The following is a 16,535-nucleotide window of genomic DNA, read 5'->3' on the forward strand; positions in this document are numbered from 1 at the left end:
GACCACGAACGCCGCAAATGGAATGTGTGGATGACATTAAATACGCGTGCATGTGATGCGACGCGGGGTGACGGGGCGTAGCGGCGCACGCTGCGCAACGCCAAACGCGACGCATGTCACGCCGAATTCACGCGATACTGACGCTCGCGCTTGCGTCGCGCACGAGGACTCAGCGCGGCGCAGAGGCCTCGGCCGTCATCCATGCTCAGACTCACCCTGGCGCGGCTTCAACGCTTCTCCGAACTTACTGCCACTAAACTCCAGCCGGACGCCGCCGGCCCTTGGGACTTAACTGTCATGCCGCCGCGACGTGCGAAGTGATGTGCTTCCCGATGGCGCAAATGCTTCGGGACTGAAGTCCCTCCCACAGTGCACCCGGCAGGCTCGCCGCAAGCCCCTGTAGGAGCGGCTTCAGCCGCGACAGGCTTTACCGGTAATGCCTCATCGCGGCTGAAGCCGCTCCTACGGGACACCTCCCCAAATACTGGAGATGCCTTTTCACTCGCTCATCGAATAGGCACGCTCGGCGCCGGCCGCCGCCCACGCGGTGTTGGGCGTGGCCTGCAGGGTGAAGCGCAGTTCGCCGCCGGCCATGAGTTCCTCATGGCGCAGGAACGCGCGGTTCAACGGACGCCCGTTGAGCGTGACGCCACCGACGTAGGGATGCGCATCGTCCAGACCATCGGCGATCACCGTGAAGCGCTTGCCGTTGGGCAGCGCGAGGGTGGCGCGCGGCAGGAACGGGCGGCCGAGGATGTACTGGTTGCTGGCCGGCGCCACCGGGTAGAAGCCTAGTACGGTGAACACGTACCAGGCCGACATCTGCCCCATGTCGTCGTTGCCGGCCAGGCCGTCCGGGCGCGCGGCGTACTGGCTGCGCATGATCTGCTGCAGCCGCGCCTGGGTGCGCCAGGGCTGCCCGGCGTAGGCATACAGATAGGCGACGTGATGGCTGGGCTCGTTGCCGTGCGCATACCAGCCGATCAGCCCGGTGATGTCCTCCATGTGCGCGAACACCTTGGGATCGACCTTGGCGTCGAACACCTGGTCCAGCCGCGCCAGCAGCTTGTCGTCGCCGCCATGCGCACGCGCCAGGCCGGCCACGTCCTGCGGCACGTACCAGGAGTACTGCCAGGCGTTGCCTTCGGTGTAGTCGGTGCCGTAGCCGCTGGCGTCCGGATCGAACGGGGTGCGGAAGCTGCCGTCGCGCTGGCGCGCGCGCATGAAGCCGGTGTCCGGATCGAAGGCGTTGCGCCAGTTGCCGGCGCGCTTGGCAAAGGCGGCGGCGAGCTCGCTGCGGCCCATCTCCTTGGCCATGCGCGCGATGGTCCAGTCGTCGAAGGCGTATTCCAGGGTCTTGGAGGCGGCCTCGCCTTCCTCGTCGATCGGCACGTAGCCGAGTTCGCGGTACTGGGCGATGCCGTCGTAGGGGCCGTAGTTGGCGCTGGCCACCATGGCCTTGAGCGCGGCGTCGGTGTCGTAGCCGCGGATGCCCTTCATGTACGCGTCGGCGATCACCGGCACCGCGTGGTAGCCGATCATGCACCAGGTCTCCAGGCCGTGGAACGCCCACACCGGCAGCACACCGTAGGGGCTTTCGCGCTGGTGCGCGAGCAGCGAGTTGACGATGTCGTTGGTGCGTTGCGGCGGCTGCACGATGGTCAGCAGCGGATGCAGCGCGCGGTAGGTGTCCCACAGCGAGAACGTCGAATAGTGGGTGTAGCCCTGCGCCTGGTGCACGGCGTTGTCCGGCCCGCGATAGCGGCCCTCGCTGTCCATGAACAGGGTCGGGCCGAGCAGGCTGTGGTACAGCGCGGTGTAGAACTGGGTGCGCTGCGCGGGCGGCGCGTCGACCTCCACCGCGCCCAGCGCCTGCGCCCATTGCGCACGCGCGGCGCGGCGCACGCCGTCGAAATCCCAGCCCGGCACTTCGGCGTCGAGATTGGCGATGGCGCTGTCCTCGCTGACCGGCGAAATCGCCACCTTCACCAGTAGTGGCCCGCGCAGGGCGTCGCCGAAGTCGAACGATCCCACCAGTTGCCGGCCTTCGATCTGCGCGCGCTGGGTGGGGTCGTTGTCGCCCGGAGGCGGAAAGCCCTTGTAGGGAATGTCCTGCTCGGTGTTGTGGAAGGCATGGCCGCGCAACGGCTGCGAGAAGCGCAGGGCGAAGTACAGCTGCCGCCCCGGCGCCCAGCCGCGGGTCTCGCGGAAGCCGGTGACGGTGCCGTCGGCGCGCAGGCGCAGCCGCGACCAGCTGATCTTGCCCGGGTAGTCGTACAGGCTGGTGCGCAGGTCCAGCAGCACGTGCGCCGGCTGTCCGGCCGGGTAGGTGTAGCGGTGCACGCCGACGCGGGCGCTGGCGGTGAGTTCGGCGCGCACCTTGTAGTCGTCCAGGGTCACCGCGTAGTAGCCCGGCTCGGCGCGCTCGTCGTCGTGGCGGAAGCGCGCGCTGTAGCCGCTGCCGGGTGTGTCCGGGTCGCCACGCTCCAGCCGCACCGCGCCGCTGATCGGCATCAGCAGCACGTCGCCCAGGTCGGAGTGGCCGGTGCCGGAGAAATGCGTATGCGAGAAACCGACCAGGCTGCGGTCGTCGTAGCGGTAGCCGGCCGCCCAGCCGTAGGCGTCCTTGCGCGGCTGGATGCGCGTGTCCGGACTCAACTGGACCATGCCGAACGGCACCGTGGCGCCGGGATAGGTGTGGCCCTCGCCGCCAGTGCCGATGAAAGGGTCCACCGCGGCCACCGCACGCTCGCCGGCGTCACCGCCCGCCGCTGCGACGGCGGATGCGATCGGCCACAGCGCGGCCAGCAGCAGTGCGGCAGCGCCGCCCAGCGTCCTCGAGCTGCGCATGGCAGGCTCCCCGTATCGAATCGATCCAAACGGATAGCACAAAGCCACTGCAATGCCTTGCTGCACTGCAAAATGCGGATCCGGTGACGACAGCGCAGGATGAGCGACCTTTTGAACCGGTCTAATGCGCCGTGGCGCCTTCTTCCTCCGACAAACGCGTCACCGTGTCCGACATCGCCGCTGCCTGCGGCGTGTCGCGGGCGACCGTGTCACTGGTGCTGCGCAACAGCCCGCTGGTGCATGCGGACACGCGCGCGCGGGTGGCGGCGGAGATCGCCCGCCAGGGCTACGTCTACCACCGCGGCGCGGCCAGCCTGCGCGGCCGCGCGTCCAATGCGGTGGCGCTGGTGGTCAACGACCTGGCCAATCCATTCTTCGCCGAGTTCGCCGGTGGCGTCGACGCAGCGCTGGCCGAGGCCGGCTACGTGATGCTGATGGGCAGCACCGGCGAATCGCCGGAGCGCCAGCAGACCGTGCTGGCCTCGCTGATCGAACACCATCCGGCGGCGATGATCCTTTCGCCCACCGAGAACACCGACGCGGCGCGCCTGCGCCAGTTGCTGGGGCCGCGCCTGCCGGTGCTGCTGTTCAATCGTGCGCTGGACGGCGATTGGCCGCTGCTGGCGCTGGACAACCGGCGTGGCGCGCGCCTGGCCACCGAACACCTGCTGGCGCAGGGCCACCGTACCATCGCCTTCTTCGGCGGCCACCGCCAGTCCAGTTCCTGCGCCGAGCGCCGCGCCGGCTACCGCGAGGCGCTGGCCGCCGCCGGCATCGCGGTCGACCCGGCGTGGCTGATCGAATGCGCGCCGACCCGGCTGGAAGCCGCGCGCCAGGCCGGCGCGCTGTGCGCGCGCGACCCGCTGCCGACCGCGCTGGTCTGCTACAACGACGTGGTCGCGCTGGGCCTGGCCAGCGGCCTGGCCGAACGTGGCCGCATCGCCGGCCGCGACTACGCGCTGATCGGCTTCGACGACATCCCCGAAGCCGCCGTCGCCACCCCGCCGCTGTCCACCGTCGCCGTCGCCCCGCGCGAGCGCGGCATGCAGGCCGCGCGCCTGGTGCTGGACGCGCTGCGCCACCGCCAGGCCCTGCCTGCGCTTACCATCGCCCCCGCCCGGCTGTGCCTGCGCGCCAGCAGCCGGGTCGCCCTCTCGCCCGTTCCCGGAGTCGCTGCATGAGCCGTCGCCCGCTGTCCAACACCGCCGCCATCGCGGTGGTCAGCATGATCTTCTTCACCTGGGGCGGCCTGACCAGCCTCAACGACGTGTTGATCCCGCATCTGAAAGCCGTGTTCCAGATGAACTACGCGCAGTCGATGCTCATCCAGTTCACCTTCTTCGGCGCCTACTTCCTGATGTCGGTGCCGGCCGGCGCGGTGGTGTCGCGGACCGGCTACAAGGCCAGCATCGTCATCGGCCTGGTGGTGGCGGCGATCGGCGCGGCGATGTTCTACCCGGCCGCGCGCCTGCCGTCCTATCCGCTGTTCCTGACCGCGCTGTTCGTGCTGGCCAGCGGCATCACCCTGCTGCAGGTGGCGGCCAATCCGTACATCAGCCTGATCGGCGCGCCGGAGAAGGCGCCGAGCCGACTCAACTTCGCCCAGGCGCTGAACTCGCTGGGCACCACCGTGTTCCCGTGGCTGATCGGCCCGCTGATCCTGGCCGGCGCGGTGCTCGGTGCCGACCAGCTGGCGGCGATGAATCCCGAGCAGTTGTCCGCCTATCGCATCGAGCAGGCACGCTCGGTGGAAATCCCCTACCTGATGCTGGCCGGCGGCCTGCTGTTGCTGGCGGTGTTCGTGCTGGTGATGCGGGTGCCGTCGCTGCGTGAGGACAACGATGCCAGCACCGAATCGCATCACAGCTTCGCCGACGCGCTGCGCCACCCGCACCTGCTGTGGGGCGTGGTGGCGATCTTCATGTACGTGGGCGCGGAAGTGTCGATCGGCAGCTTCCTGATCAACTACATCTCCGGCCCCACCACCGGCGGCCTGACCGAAGCCGCTGCCAGCCACTACCTGCCGTTCTACTGGGGCGGCGCGATGGTCGGCCGCTTCGCCGGCGCGGCGCTGCTGCAGTTCGTCCCGGCCCGCAAGCTGCTGGCGACCTTCGCCGGCATCGCCTCGCTGCTGCTGATCGCCACCATGCTCAGCACCGGCCACGTGGCGATGTGGAGCGTGATCGCGATCGGCCTGTTCAACTCGATCATGTTCCCGACCATCTTCACCGTCGCCATCGAACGCCTGGGCGTGCTCACCAGCAAGGCCTCCAGCCTGCTGATCATGGGCATCGTCGGTGGCGCCCTGGTGCCGCTGGCGCAGGGCGCGCTGGCCGACGCCATCGGCATCCAGCATGCCTTCGTGATCCCGCTGCTGTGCTACGCCTACATCGTCTGGTACGGCCTGCGCGGTTCGCGCCTGTCGGCCGAGCTGGCGGCGACCGCGCCGACCACCGCGCCGACCGCGCGCGTGATGCACTGATCCACTGATCCGTTTCCGGCACGGCGGCGCACACGCTGCCGCCGTGCGCCGTTGTCTTCCCTTCCCTCACCCAGCTCGCCAGCCAACCGTATGAACCTGCCCGCCACGCCCCTGCCCGACTTCGCCGACGCCGCCGTCCTGCGCGCGCACATCGCCGACACCATGGCCTTCTACCACCCGCGCGCGATCGACCCGGCGGGCGGCTTCTTCCACTACTTCCGCGACGACGGCAGCGTGTACGACGCCGGCCATCGCCACCTGGTCAGCAGCACCCGCTTCGTCTTCAACTACGCGATGGCGGCGATCGAATTCGCCGACTCGCCGCTGGCCGCCGAGTACCTGGACGCCGCGCGCCACGGCCTGCGCTACCTGCGCGAGGTGCACCGCGATACCGCCAGCGGCGGTTATGTGTGGACCCTGCGCGACGGCGTGGCCGAAGACCGCACCCAGCACGCCTACGGCGCCGCCTTCGTGCTGCTGGCCTACGCCACCGCGAAGAAGGCCGGCCTGGACACCGACGCGTGGATGGACGAGACCTGGCAGTTGCTGGAAACCCGCTACTGGGATGCCGCCGCCGGCCTGTACCGCGACGAGGCCACGCCGGAGTGGACGTTCTCCAGCTACCGCGGCCAGAACGCCAACATGCACCTGTGCGAAGCGCTGATCGCCGCCTACGAGGCCAGCGCCGAGCCGCGCTACCTGCAGCGCGCGCTGCTGCTGGCCGACCACATCACCCGCCGCCAGGCGGCACTGGCCGGCGGCCTGGTGTGGGAGCACTACGACGCCGACTGGCAGGTGGACTGGGACTACAACCGCGACAACCCCAAGCACCTGTTCCGGCCGTGGGGCTTCCAGCCCGGCCACCAGGTCGAGTGGTCCAAGCTGCTGGTGCTGCTGCACGGGCACCTGCAGGCCGCCACCGGCACCGCGCCGGCGTGGCTGCTGCCCACCGCGCGGCACCTGTTCGACACCGCCCTGGCGCACGGCTGGGACGCGCAGCATGGCGGCATCGTCTACGGCTTCGCCTCCGGCACCGAAGAGGCGCCGGTGGTCGGCGTGCCGGACGTGGCCGCGGCGCCGACCTACTTCTGCGACGACGACAAGTACTTCTGGGTGCAGGCCGAAGCCATCGCCGCGGCCTCGCGGCTGCTGGCCGCCACTGGCGATGCCGCGTATCGCGCCGCCTACGACACGCTGTGGGCGTACTCCTGGGACCACCTGGTCGACCACCGCTACGGCGCCTGGTTCCGCATCCTCAGCCGCGACAACCGCAGCTACAGCGACGAGAAGAGCCCGGCCGGCAAGACCGACTACCACACCATGGGCGCCTGCCACGACGTGCTGGCGGTGATGCGCGGCAGCAAGGCATTCGCGTAAGCGGATGCGACCTGCACAGGGGCGCCGGCGATCCGGCGCCGTATGTGTCGGTCGTAGGAGCGGCTTCAGCCGCGACCAGGCGTTCCCGGTAAAGCGGTCGCGGCTGAAGCCGCTCCTACAAAGGATGCGGCGCACCGTTCGATCCTGCATCTGCACCCACAAAAAAGCCCCGCACCTGGCGGGGCTTTTTCGTTGCCGCGAACCGCGCTCGATCAGTCGATGTCGAGGAAGCTGCGCAGCTGCTCGGAGCGGCTCGGGTGACGCAGCTTGCGCAGCGCCTTGGCCTCTATCTGGCGGATGCGCTCGCGGGTCACGTCGAACTGCTTGCCGACTTCCTCGAGGGTGTGGTCGGTGTTCATGTCGATGCCGAAGCGCATGCGCAGCACCTTGGCTTCCCGCGGGGTCAGGCCGGCGAGCACGTCGCGCACGGTCTCGGACAGGTTGATGTTGGTGGTGTTCTCGATCGGGGACTCCACGTTGGTGTCCTCGATGAAGTCGCCCAGATGCGAATCCTCGTCGTCGCCGATCGGGGTTTCCATCGAGATCGGCTCCTTGGCGATCTTCATCACCTTGCGGATCTTGTCCTCGGGCATGTCCATTTCCTTGGCCAGCTCCTCCGGGGTGGCCTCGCGGCCGTACTGCTGGAGCATCTGCCGGGAAATGCGGTTCAACTTGTTGATCGTCTCGATCATGTGCACCGGGATGCGGATGGTGCGCGCCTGGTCGGCGATCGAGCGGGTGATCGCCTGGCGGATCCACCAGGTGGCGTAGGTCGAGAACTTGTAGCCGCGGCGGTACTCGAACTTGTCCACCGCCTTCATCAGGCCGATGTTGCCTTCCTGGATCAGGTCGAGGAACTGCAGGCCGCGGTTGGTGTACTTCTTGGCGATGGAGATCACCAGGCGCAGGTTGGCCTCGACCATTTCCTTCTTGGCCTTGCGCGCCTTGGCTTCGCCATAGGCCATGGCGCGGCTGATTTCCTTCAGCTCGGCCAGGCTCAGGTAGGTGGCCTGCTCCACCGCCACAGTGGCTTCCTGCTCGGCGATGATCTGGTCCTTGACGTCGCGCAGCGCCGACGACCACTTCTGCTTGCGCTTGAGCGCATCGTCGACCCAGGCCACGTTGGTCTGGTTGCCTTCCCAGGAACGGATGAAGTCCTTGCGCGGCATGCGTGCCACGTGGGTGGCCAGATGCAGCACGCGGCGCTCGTGGTCCTTGACCTGGGCCATGGTGTCGCGCAGCTTGCGCACCAGCACGTCGGTCAGCGGCAGCGGCAGCTTCAGGGTGACGAACACCTCGGCGATGTCGTTGCGCAGCTTGGTGACCAGCTTGTGCTCGGCGCCGTTCTTGGCGTGGGCCTTCTTGAACTTGGCGTACTCGGTGGCCAGCACTTCCATGCGCCGCGCGACCTCGGCCGGGTCCGGACCGGTCGGGCCGGCATCTTCTTCGGCGGTGTCGACGTCCTCGTCGTCATCCTCGTCGGCATCGGCATCGGTGGCGCTGTCGTCGTCGGACACCGCGACCGGCGGGGCCGGCTCTTCCTCGATCAGGTCGTTGAAGCCGACCACGATCTCGGCCAGGCGCTTCTTGCCTTCCTTGTGCTGTTCGTAGTCCTCGAGCAGGGTCTCCACCGCCAGCGGGAACGCGCCCAGCGCGGCCTGCACCTGGCCGAGGCCTTCCTCGATGCGCTTGGCGATGGCGATCTCGCCTTCACGGGTCAGCAGTTCTACTGTGCCCATCTCGCGCATGTACATGCGCACCGGGTCGGTGGTACGGCCGCCTTCGGTGTCGAGCGCGGTCAGCGCCGCGGCGGCTTCTTCGGCCGCAGTGTCGTCGACTTCGCGGTTGCCGGTGTTGCCGTCGTTGAGGAGCAGGGTTTCGGCATCGGGCGCAACTTCATGGACATCGATGCCCATGCCGTTGATCATGCCGATGATGTCTTCGATCTGTTCGGGGTCGACCAGATCGTCGGGAAGATGGTCGTTGACTTCCGCGTAGGTCAGATAGCCCTGTTCCAGGCCCTTGCTGATCAGTTGCTTGATGTCGGATTGCTGGGCAGGACGTTCGTTGGCCATGAGTGCTCGCGCCACCGGCAGGTAGGTGAATGAGTGAACCTAGCATTATAACAGCCCGGACCGCCGCTTGCCGGACGAGGAGTCTGAACGGCTCCGCCAGGAACGCGCCGGCGTCTACGGCCGGAGCAGGAAAGTGACCGGGCCGTCGTTGACCAGGCTGACGACCATATGGGCACCGAAGCGGCCGGTTTCCACCCCCGGCGGGTGCTGCGCCCGGCATACCTCCAGCAACCGGTTGAAGCCGCGTTCAGCCTCGGCCGGCGGCGCCGCGGTGGTGAAGCTGGGCCGCATGCCCGAGCCGGTATCGGCGGCCAGGGTGAACTGGCTGACCAGCAGCAGGCCGCCGCCGGTGTCGCGCAGCGACCGGTTCATGCGCCCGCTGGCGTCGGAGAACACCCGGTAGCCGAGCAAGCGCTCGGCCATGCGCCGGATCCTGGCCTCGTCGTCGCCCGGCTCCAGCGCCACCAGCGCCAGCAGGCCGGGCCCGATCTGGCCCACGACCTCGCCATCGACGCTGACCGAGGCCTGGGTGACACGTTGGATCAGCGAGAGCATAAGGCGGGAATGGGGATTGGGGATTGGTCGCGCCGCGACGAACGGTTGCGATCGTGCGGCATCATCGCCGAATGGGGGAGATTGAGAAAGCGACAAGGCACGCAGGCGGCGATCCGCGACACCCGTCGGGCAGGCCAGATGCGCCGAGCGGATAAACTGGGCCGATGAAACCCGCCACGCTCGCTTCCCTGCTGTATCGCTGCGCCGCCGCCGTGGCGCGCCTGCCGTGGCCGTGGCTGCGCCGCCTGGCCGACGGCCTGGCCGGGCTGTGGCTGCGCCTGGACGCGCGCGAGAGCCGGGTGGTCCGGCGCAACCTGGAGCTGGCCTATCCGGAACTGCTGCCCAGCGAGCGCGTCGCCCTGCAGCGCGACGTGCTGCGCTCGACCGCGCGGCAGGCGTTCGAGACCCTGGCGCTGTGGACCCGGCCGCCGGAACAGAACCTGGCGCGACTGCGACTGCGCCACGGGCAGGAGCTGTACGACGCGGCGCTGGCCGCCGGCCGCGGGGTGATCGTGGCTGCGCCGCATTTCGGCAACTGGGAGCTGCTCAACCAGTGGCTGACCTCGCGCGGCGACATCGCCATCGTCTACAAGGCGCCGGAGTCGGCGGTCGGCGATGCCTTCCTGCAGTTGGTCCGCAGCGGCGAGCGGGTGCGCCAGGTGCGCGCCGAGGGCCCGGCGGTGCGGCAGTTGTTCAAGACGCTCAAGGACGGCGGCGCGGTCGGCATCCTGCCCGACCAGCAGCCCAAGGCCGGCGATGGCGTGTTCGCGCCGTTCTTCGGCGTGCCGGCGCTGACGATGACCCTGGTCAACCGCCTGGCCGAGCGCACCGGCGCGACCGTGCTGTTCGCCTGGTGCGAGCGCGTCGGCAACGACCTGGAGTTCGCCCTGCACGTGCAGCCGGCGCCGCCGGACATCGCCGATGCCGACCCGCTGCGCGCGGCCACCGCGCTCAATGCGGGCGTCGAGCGGGTGGCGCGGCGCGACCCTGCGCAGTACCAGTGGACCTACAAGCGCTACACCCTGCGCCCGGACCCGGCCGAGCCCAATCCCTACGCCACCGAGCGCCATCCGCACTAGGGCACTCGACCCGTGCCGAGCCGGCGCTAATCGTCGTGCGGCTGCGCCGGGCCGGCGAGGATGCGCTGGTAGAACGCCAGGTCCAGCCAGCGTCCGAACTTGAAGCCGGCCTCGCGCACGGTGCCGGCGTGCACGAAGCCCAGTTGCTCGTGCAGGGCGATGCTGCCGGCATTGCTGGCGTCGATGCCGCCGACCAGCACATGCACGCCGCGCGCCTCCGCAGTCTCGATCAGCGCCTGCAACAAGCGTCGCCCCGCGCCGCGGCCGCGATGGTCGCGGTGCACGTAGACCGAGTGCTCGACGCTGTACTTGAACGCCGGCCAGGCGCGGAAGGTGCCGTAGCTGGCGAAGCCGACCAGCGTGCCGTCGGCGTCCTCCAGGCCCAGCACCGGGAAGTTGCCGGCGCGCTTGGTCGCGAACCAGGCCGCCATGCTCTCCGGCGGGCGCGGCCGGTAGTCGTACAGGGCGGTGGAGTTGACGATGGCGTCGTTGAAGATCTCCAGGATCGCCATCGCGTGGCGCGGTTCGGTGCAATCGACGAGTTGCATGCGGGCGTGGGGCCGGAGGGACGCGATGCCGCACAGTAGCAAGCAACCGGCGGCGCGTGCACACCCGCCAAGCGCCGGCGGCATTGCCGGAAACGCTGCATCCGGTTGCATCGGCGGCGGAGTACGAGCGGGCACAGTGCGTTCCATCGCCCGCGGGCTGGCGGTACAGGCAAAGCGCGCGACAATGGCGCCGGGCGCCATGCGCCTGCCGGCGCCGCGCCGGTGCCGCCGCGACCGGATGCGGCAGCCTTGAAGCGGCGCCGCCGATCCCCCATCTGGAGTCGTGCATGACCAGCCCCACCGCCCCTTCCGCGCACGCCTTCGGCGATCCTGCCGCGATCCGCAGCGAACGCGCGGCATCGGAGTTGCGTGCCGGGCGCCCGGTCCTGCTCGACGACGGCAACGGCCGCACCCGTGCGGTGATGGCGCTGGACAGCAGCACCGAACCGTCCTACCTCGGCTTCGCCGAGGCCACCGGGCAGCGGCACTACCTGTTCGTGACGCCGCCGCGCGCGCAGGTGCTGGGCCTGGATGCGCCGCAGGGCGCGCGCATCGCCCTGGCCGGGCAGTCCTACGACGCGCTGGCGGCGCTGGCCTACCTGCGCGACGGACCGGTGCCGGCGCAGTGGCAGCCCGGCGACGCGCTGGATGCCGGCGCCGCCGAGATCGCGCGCCTGGGCCTGCTGCTGCCGGCGATGGTCGCGGCCGACCTGGGCGCGGACAGCAGCGCCTTCCAGGGCTGCCAGTCGCTGCGCCTGGATGACCTGGAACACGGCTGCGCCCTCGCCGCCTCCGACAGCTACACCCTGGTCACCCGCACCCAGGTGCCGCTGCGCGACCTGGGACCCGGCGAATTCGTGGTGTTCCGCGGCGGCGTGGCGCAGCGCGACCAGGTCGCGATCGTGATCGGCCAGCCCGACCTGAGCGCGCCGGTCCCGGTGCGCGTGCATTCCTCCTGCCTCACCGGCGACCTGTTCGGCTCGCTCAAGTGCGACTGCGGCGACCAGCTGCGGCACGGCCTGGCCAAGCTCAAGGCGCTGGGCGGCGGCGTGCTGCTGTACCTGGACCAGGAAGGCCGCGGCACCGGCATCGCCACCAAGATGCGCGCCTACGGCTACCAGCACGACGGCCTGGATACCATCGACGCCGACGCGCAACTGGGCTTCGGCGCCGACGAGCGCCGCTACGGCAGCGCCGTGGCGATGCTGCGCGGGCTGGGCATCGGCCGCGTGCGCCTGCTCACCAACAACCCGAACAAGGCCGAGCGCCTGCGCGCGGCCGGCATCGAGGTGACCGAGCGCATCCCGGTCACCGGCACGATTACTGCCGAGAACGAAGGCTACCTGCGCACCAAGGCGGCCCGCGCCGGCCACGCGCTGGACGTGGACGCGCTGCTGCGCGCGGCGCGCTGAACCACCGGCGCAGATCGGCACCCCCACCGCTTGCGCGGATCGGGACGGAAACCGCGCCGCGGACAGCGCACACCCGCCATCGCCGCGTTAGGATCGCAGGCCACGCCGCGCGCCCGCGCCCCGAGACCCCGACGTGATCGCACCGCCGCCCATGGACGACTCCCCCGCCGCGCCCGCGCCGAGCGCTTTCGCTGCCACCCCAGCACCCGCGGACTGGCCGCCGGCCGACTGGCAACCGGTGCCGTTGCGCGGTGCCTGGCTGGCCGCGCTCGGCGGCGGCTGCATGCTCGGGCTGAGCCTGGTGGTCGCCGCCGGCATCGTCGGCCTCAGCCTGCACAGCCTGCATGCGCTGGCCCTGGGCGCCGTGGCGGCGGCGGTGGGCAGCCTGTGCGGCGCCTGGGTCGGCTTCGTCCGCCACCGGCGCATCCGCTGGCGACTGAATGCCCAGGGCCTGGACGTATTCCGCGGGCGCCTGTGGCAGAGCGAAACGCACGTGCCGATCTCGCGCGTGCAGCACCTGGACCTGCGCCGCGGTCCGCTGGAACGCGCGCTGCGCCTGTCCACCCTGGTCGTGCACACCGCCGGCACCCGGCATACCGCGGTCGCCGTGCCCGGCCTGGACCAGGCCGACGCGCAGCGCCTGCGCGAACGCCTGGCGCACCAGCTCGACCACGACGACGACGCGCTGTGAGCGACCTCGCCGACACCGAGCGCACCACGCCGGTGCGGCGCCTGCATCCGTGGTCGTGGCTGTTCGTGCTGCTGCAGCACCTCAGGCACTTCCTGCTGCCGTTGCTGGCGCTGCTGGTGTTCGGCAGCCGCGACGGCCACCGCGATCACGCCGATCACCTGGTGATGCTGGCGGTGTGCAGCGGGCTGGTGGCGGTGTCGCTGCTGCGCTATCTCACCTACCAGTACCGCATCGGCCACGACAGCCTGAGCATCCGCAGCGGCTGGCTGGAACGCAGCCTGCGCGAGATCCCGTTCGCGCGCATCCACAACGTGGTGGTGCACCAGTCGCTGCTGCACCGGCTGTTCGGCGTGGCCGAGGTGCGGCTGGAATCGGCCGGCGGCACCAAGCCCGAGGCGCAGATGCGGGTGCTGCGGCTGGATCAGGCGCTGGCGCTGGAACAGCAGATCCGCCACCGCGCGCCTGCCGGCGAGCGTGCCCAGGCCGGCGACGACGCGGGCGCCGCGCCCGCCGTGCCGGACAGCGAGCTGCTGCTGGCCCTGCCCACCGCCGAGGTGCTGCGCCAGGGCCTGATCTCCAACCGCGGCATGGTGGTGCTGCTCACCGCGTTCGGCGCCACCTACCACCTGTTCCCCGAGCGCATGATCTCCAACGCGATCGAGCACTACGGGCGGCAACTGTTCGGCTACGCCACGCACCTGCAACTGGGCTGGATGGCCGGCGCGGTGACCTTCGCGCTGATGCTGGCGACGCTGTTGCTGCTGATGCGCGCCTTGTCGATGGGGCTGGCCATCGTGCAGTACCACGGCTTCCGGCTGAGCGAGAGCGAACGCCGGCTGACCGTGGAGCGCGGCCTGCTGACGCGCTTGCGCAGCAGCGTGGCGCGGCGCCGGATCCAGGCCTGGACCCTGCACGAGAGCGTGCTGCAGCGGTTGCTGCGGCGGCGCAGCCTGCACATCGACACCGCGGTGATCCAGTCGCACCACGGGCACGGCCACGACCACGCACTGACGGAACTGGCGCCGCTGGCCACGCCGGCCGCCTGCGATGCGCTGCTGCAGCGGCTGCTGCCGCAGATCGCCTGGCCGCCAGCGCACTGGCACGGCATCGCCACGCGCCACTGGTGGCGCCTGTCGCTGCCGGCACTGTTGCTGGTGCCGCTGCTGTGCGCCGGGCTGTGGCCCACGCTCGGCGCCTGGGCCGCATTGGGCCTGCTGTGGCTACCGTGGTCGGCGTTCAAGTCCTGGCGCCAGGCGCAGCGCATGGGCTACGCCCTGGACGCGCGCTACGTGGCGGTGCGCGGCGGCTGGTGGCGGCGCTGGTGGCGGCTGGCCGAACTGGACAAGTTGCAGACGCTGCACCTGAGCCGTTCGCCGCTGGACCGCTGGTGCGGCACCGCGACGCTGTGGCTGGACACCGCCGGCGCCCGCCACGGCGAACCGCCGCTGCGCGTGCGGCTGCTGCCGGACGCGCAGGCGCGGGCGCTGTACCGGCAACTGGGCGCAGCGACGGCTGCGCTGGTGAGCCGGTGCGACGGCGGTGCGCGTCAGCGACGCGCGCCGCGGCCCCAGTAGCCGATGCGGCGGCGGATCTTCAGCTTGCGCCACAGGTTCAGCGGCTTGCGCCGCGGGTTGCGCGCACCCTCGGCGACGAAGTCGTCGATCGCTTGCAGCACGCGCTCGCTGGACTGGCCGTCGCGGTAGGGATGCAAGCCATCGGCGAATTCGCGGATCGCCGCCATCAGTTCCGGCGGCCGCTGCAGCGCGCGACGGATCGCCGGCTCGAACTGTGCCGGATCGTCGATGTCGATCAGCTGCGGCCCCGGACGCCGGTTCTTGAAGGTCACCACCGGCTTGTAGGTGAGCAGGAACTCGTTGAGCGCGGACGAGGTGTCCGAGCACATCATGTCCACCTGCGGGAACAGCTCCAGGATGTTGTCGTTGTCGGCAAAACGCAGATACTCGCTCTCCAGCGCGCGGTAGCGCGCGACCATCGCCGGGTCCATCTTCGGATGGAAGGTGACGATCCAGCGCCATTCGCCGCTGCGCGAGAGCCGCGCGACCTCGTCGTGGAGGATGCCGGCCGCGCTCCACGACGGCGAGAACGTGGAGTGGTACAGGATCACGGGCGGCTGCCGGACCGGCGCCAGTTCCGCGCCGATCTCGCGCATGAACGGGTCGATCTTGGGGAAGCCGGTTTCCTTGACCGCGAAGTGGCCGAGCTTGCGCGCCAGCGCGCCGAACGCGGCGGTGTCGCGCGGGCCGGTGGTGCAGTACAGGTCGAAGAAGCCGCGCACATAGATGTGCCGCGGCTTGCCGGCGTCGAAGCCGTGGAAAGTCTCGACCTTCACCCCGGGGAAGAAATGCGGCACCGCGTTGCTGGAGGTGATCACCGCATACGGATCCCACGCCAGCACCTCCTCCACCGTCGCCAGGTGGCGCTCGTCGGCGCTCAGGTCCTCGGCGCCGGGACCGTCGAAGAACCATGCCGCCTGGTCGCCGCGTGCTCGGATCGCCGCCTGCAGCGGGCGCAGGATCGCCAGCGCATAGCGCTCGGACCCGTACAGCAGATAGTGCTTGCTCATCAGTGCTCCAGATCGTGCCGTTGCAGTTGCGCCCGCGCCTGCTCCACCGAGGCCGGGTTGATCTGCATCTCGTAGTAGCGCATGCGCTTGTACAGCGCGTAGCTGGCCGCGGTCTGCGCCACCACGAAGCCGCGCCAGCCGTCGAGGAACGCCAGCCGCAGCAGATAATCCTTGAGGAAGGCACCGGCGAACACGAACGGGCTCTGCCACATTCTCACCGGCTTGCGCTTGTCGCGCCAGCCGAGCGCCTTGAGTTCGGCGTAGCGCAGCACCTTGAGCTGCTTGTGCACCAGGGTCGGGTTGTGCAGGTGGTTGAACGGCGGTGCGAACGCGGCGCTGGCGCCGTCGAAGCGCAGCGACTCGTGCACCCGCGCATCGCTCCAGCGCGCGCGGCCGCGGTGGTACAGCCGCGCCAGGCGCTCGCCGACCATCGGTTTGTACCAGCGCATCGGCGCGCCCATGTACCAGGTGCTGCGGCGCAGCCACACCGCGTCCACGCGGTCCTCGGCGAGCAGTTGCGGCAGCCGCGCCAGGCATTCGGCGCGCAGCGCGTCGGAGAGGAACTCGTCCGCATCCAGTACCAGGATCCAGTCGTGCGCGGCCTGGGTGGAGGCGAAGTTGCGCTGCGGGCCGAAGCCCAGCCAGGCCTGCTCGACCACGCGCGCGCCGTGCGCGCGGGCGATCGCCACGGTGTCGTCGGTGCTGCCGCAGTCCACCACCAGCTTGTCGGCGGCGAACGGCACGCTGTCCAGGCAGCGCGCGATGTTGTCGGCCTCGTTGTAGGTCATCACCACCAGGCTCAGCGGCAGGGTGGCGGCGGCAGCGTCGGCCATGGCGCGCGGTATCCGGAAGTCAGGCGCGGTGCCGGCGGTCGGCGCCCGG

The 16,535-nt window shown here is 70.1% G+C and carries 13 protein-coding genes; 7 read left to right on the forward strand and 6 right to left on the reverse strand.

Features of this window, described 5'->3' with window-relative positions; genetic code table 11:
* Positions 1-498: 498 nt before the first annotated feature.
* Positions 499-2,850: a GH92 family glycosyl hydrolase gene (locus AC1G9L_RS18385; protein WP_019801507.1), complete on the reverse strand. Its 2,352-nt coding sequence runs from the start codon at positions 2,848-2,850 to the stop codon at positions 499-501.
* Between the two features lie 131 nt (positions 2,851-2,981).
* Here AC1G9L_RS18385 and AC1G9L_RS18390 point away from each other — a divergent pair, with 131 nt between their 5' ends.
* The 3 genes from AC1G9L_RS18390 to AC1G9L_RS18400 all read left to right on the forward strand — a co-directional run bounded on the left by AC1G9L_RS18390 (position 2,982) and on the right by AC1G9L_RS18400 (position 6,709).
* A complete protein-coding gene (locus tag AC1G9L_RS18390; RefSeq protein ID WP_481069662.1) occupies positions 2,982-4,031 on the forward strand; it encodes a LacI family DNA-binding transcriptional regulator in 1,050 nt (349 codons plus the stop codon).
* Positions 4,028-5,332 (forward strand): sugar MFS transporter, encoded by a 1,305-nt coding sequence (locus AC1G9L_RS18395; RefSeq protein WP_019800108.1) that lies wholly within the window; start codon positions 4,028-4,030, stop codon positions 5,330-5,332. The genes AC1G9L_RS18390 and AC1G9L_RS18395 overlap by 4 nt, the downstream gene beginning before the upstream one ends.
* Before the next feature lie 90 nt (positions 5,333-5,422).
* Positions 5,423-6,709: an AGE family epimerase/isomerase gene (locus AC1G9L_RS18400; RefSeq protein WP_019800109.1), complete on the forward strand. Its 1,287-nt coding sequence runs from the start codon at positions 5,423-5,425 to the stop codon at positions 6,707-6,709.
* A 212-nt stretch (positions 6,710-6,921) separates the two neighbouring features.
* Here AC1G9L_RS18400 and rpoD read toward each other — a convergent pair whose 3' ends face one another.
* Both rpoD and dtd read right to left on the reverse strand, forming a co-directional pair.
* A complete protein-coding gene (rpoD, locus tag AC1G9L_RS18405) occupies positions 6,922-8,784 on the reverse strand; it encodes an RNA polymerase sigma factor RpoD (protein ID WP_010340704.1) in 1,863 nt (620 codons plus the stop codon).
* Positions 8,785-8,898: 114 nt separating this feature from the next.
* Entirely contained in the window at positions 8,899-9,339 is a 441-nt protein-coding gene (dtd, locus tag AC1G9L_RS18410; protein ID WP_019801266.1) for a D-aminoacyl-tRNA deacylase, read from the reverse strand.
* A 164-nt stretch (positions 9,340-9,503) separates the two neighbouring features.
* Here dtd and AC1G9L_RS18415 point away from each other — a divergent pair, with 164 nt between their 5' ends.
* Positions 9,504-10,418 (forward strand): lauroyl acyltransferase, encoded by a 915-nt coding sequence (locus AC1G9L_RS18415; RefSeq protein WP_481069663.1) that lies wholly within the window; start codon positions 9,504-9,506, stop codon positions 10,416-10,418.
* 26 nt (positions 10,419-10,444) lie between these two features.
* Here AC1G9L_RS18415 and AC1G9L_RS18420 read toward each other — a convergent pair whose 3' ends face one another.
* The gene (locus tag AC1G9L_RS18420; RefSeq protein ID WP_010340701.1) at positions 10,445-10,966 is read right to left on the reverse strand and encodes a GNAT family N-acetyltransferase; all 522 of its coding nucleotides are present in this window, start codon (positions 10,964-10,966) and stop codon (positions 10,445-10,447) included.
* 287 nt (positions 10,967-11,253) lie between these two features.
* Between AC1G9L_RS18420 and ribA the strand changes: the two genes are divergently transcribed.
* From ribA to AC1G9L_RS18435, 3 genes are all read left to right on the forward strand, one after another.
* Positions 11,254-12,378: a GTP cyclohydrolase II RibA gene (ribA, locus tag AC1G9L_RS18425; protein WP_481069664.1), complete on the forward strand. Its 1,125-nt coding sequence runs from the start codon at positions 11,254-11,256 to the stop codon at positions 12,376-12,378.
* Between the two features lie 151 nt (positions 12,379-12,529).
* Complete coding sequence (locus tag AC1G9L_RS18430) at positions 12,530-13,069, forward strand: PH domain-containing protein (RefSeq protein ID WP_040900815.1); 540 nt, start codon at positions 12,530-12,532, stop codon at positions 13,067-13,069.
* Positions 13,066-14,643 carry a PH domain-containing protein gene (locus AC1G9L_RS18435; RefSeq protein ID WP_481069665.1) on the forward strand — a complete coding sequence of 526 codons (1,578 nt, stop codon included), beginning with the start codon at positions 13,066-13,068 and terminating at the stop codon, positions 14,641-14,643. Before AC1G9L_RS18430 ends, AC1G9L_RS18435 begins: the two co-directional genes overlap by 4 nt.
* On the opposite strand, the gene AC1G9L_RS18440 is transcribed toward AC1G9L_RS18435, so the two are convergent.
* Both AC1G9L_RS18440 and AC1G9L_RS18445 read right to left on the reverse strand, forming a co-directional pair.
* The gene (locus AC1G9L_RS18440; RefSeq protein WP_481069666.1) at positions 14,616-15,653 is read right to left on the reverse strand and encodes a CDP-glycerol glycerophosphotransferase family protein; all 1,038 of its coding nucleotides are present in this window, start codon (positions 15,651-15,653) and stop codon (positions 14,616-14,618) included. The genes AC1G9L_RS18435 and AC1G9L_RS18440 overlap by 28 nt on opposite strands.
* Positions 15,653-16,486: a glycosyltransferase gene (locus tag AC1G9L_RS18445; protein ID WP_019802251.1), complete on the reverse strand. Its 834-nt coding sequence runs from the start codon at positions 16,484-16,486 to the stop codon at positions 15,653-15,655. Before AC1G9L_RS18445 ends, AC1G9L_RS18440 begins: the two co-directional genes overlap by 1 nt.
* Between the last annotated feature and the right edge of the window lie 49 nt (positions 16,487-16,535).

The sequence above is a fragment of the Xanthomonas sp. NCPPB 1132 genome, from assembly GCF_056629235.1.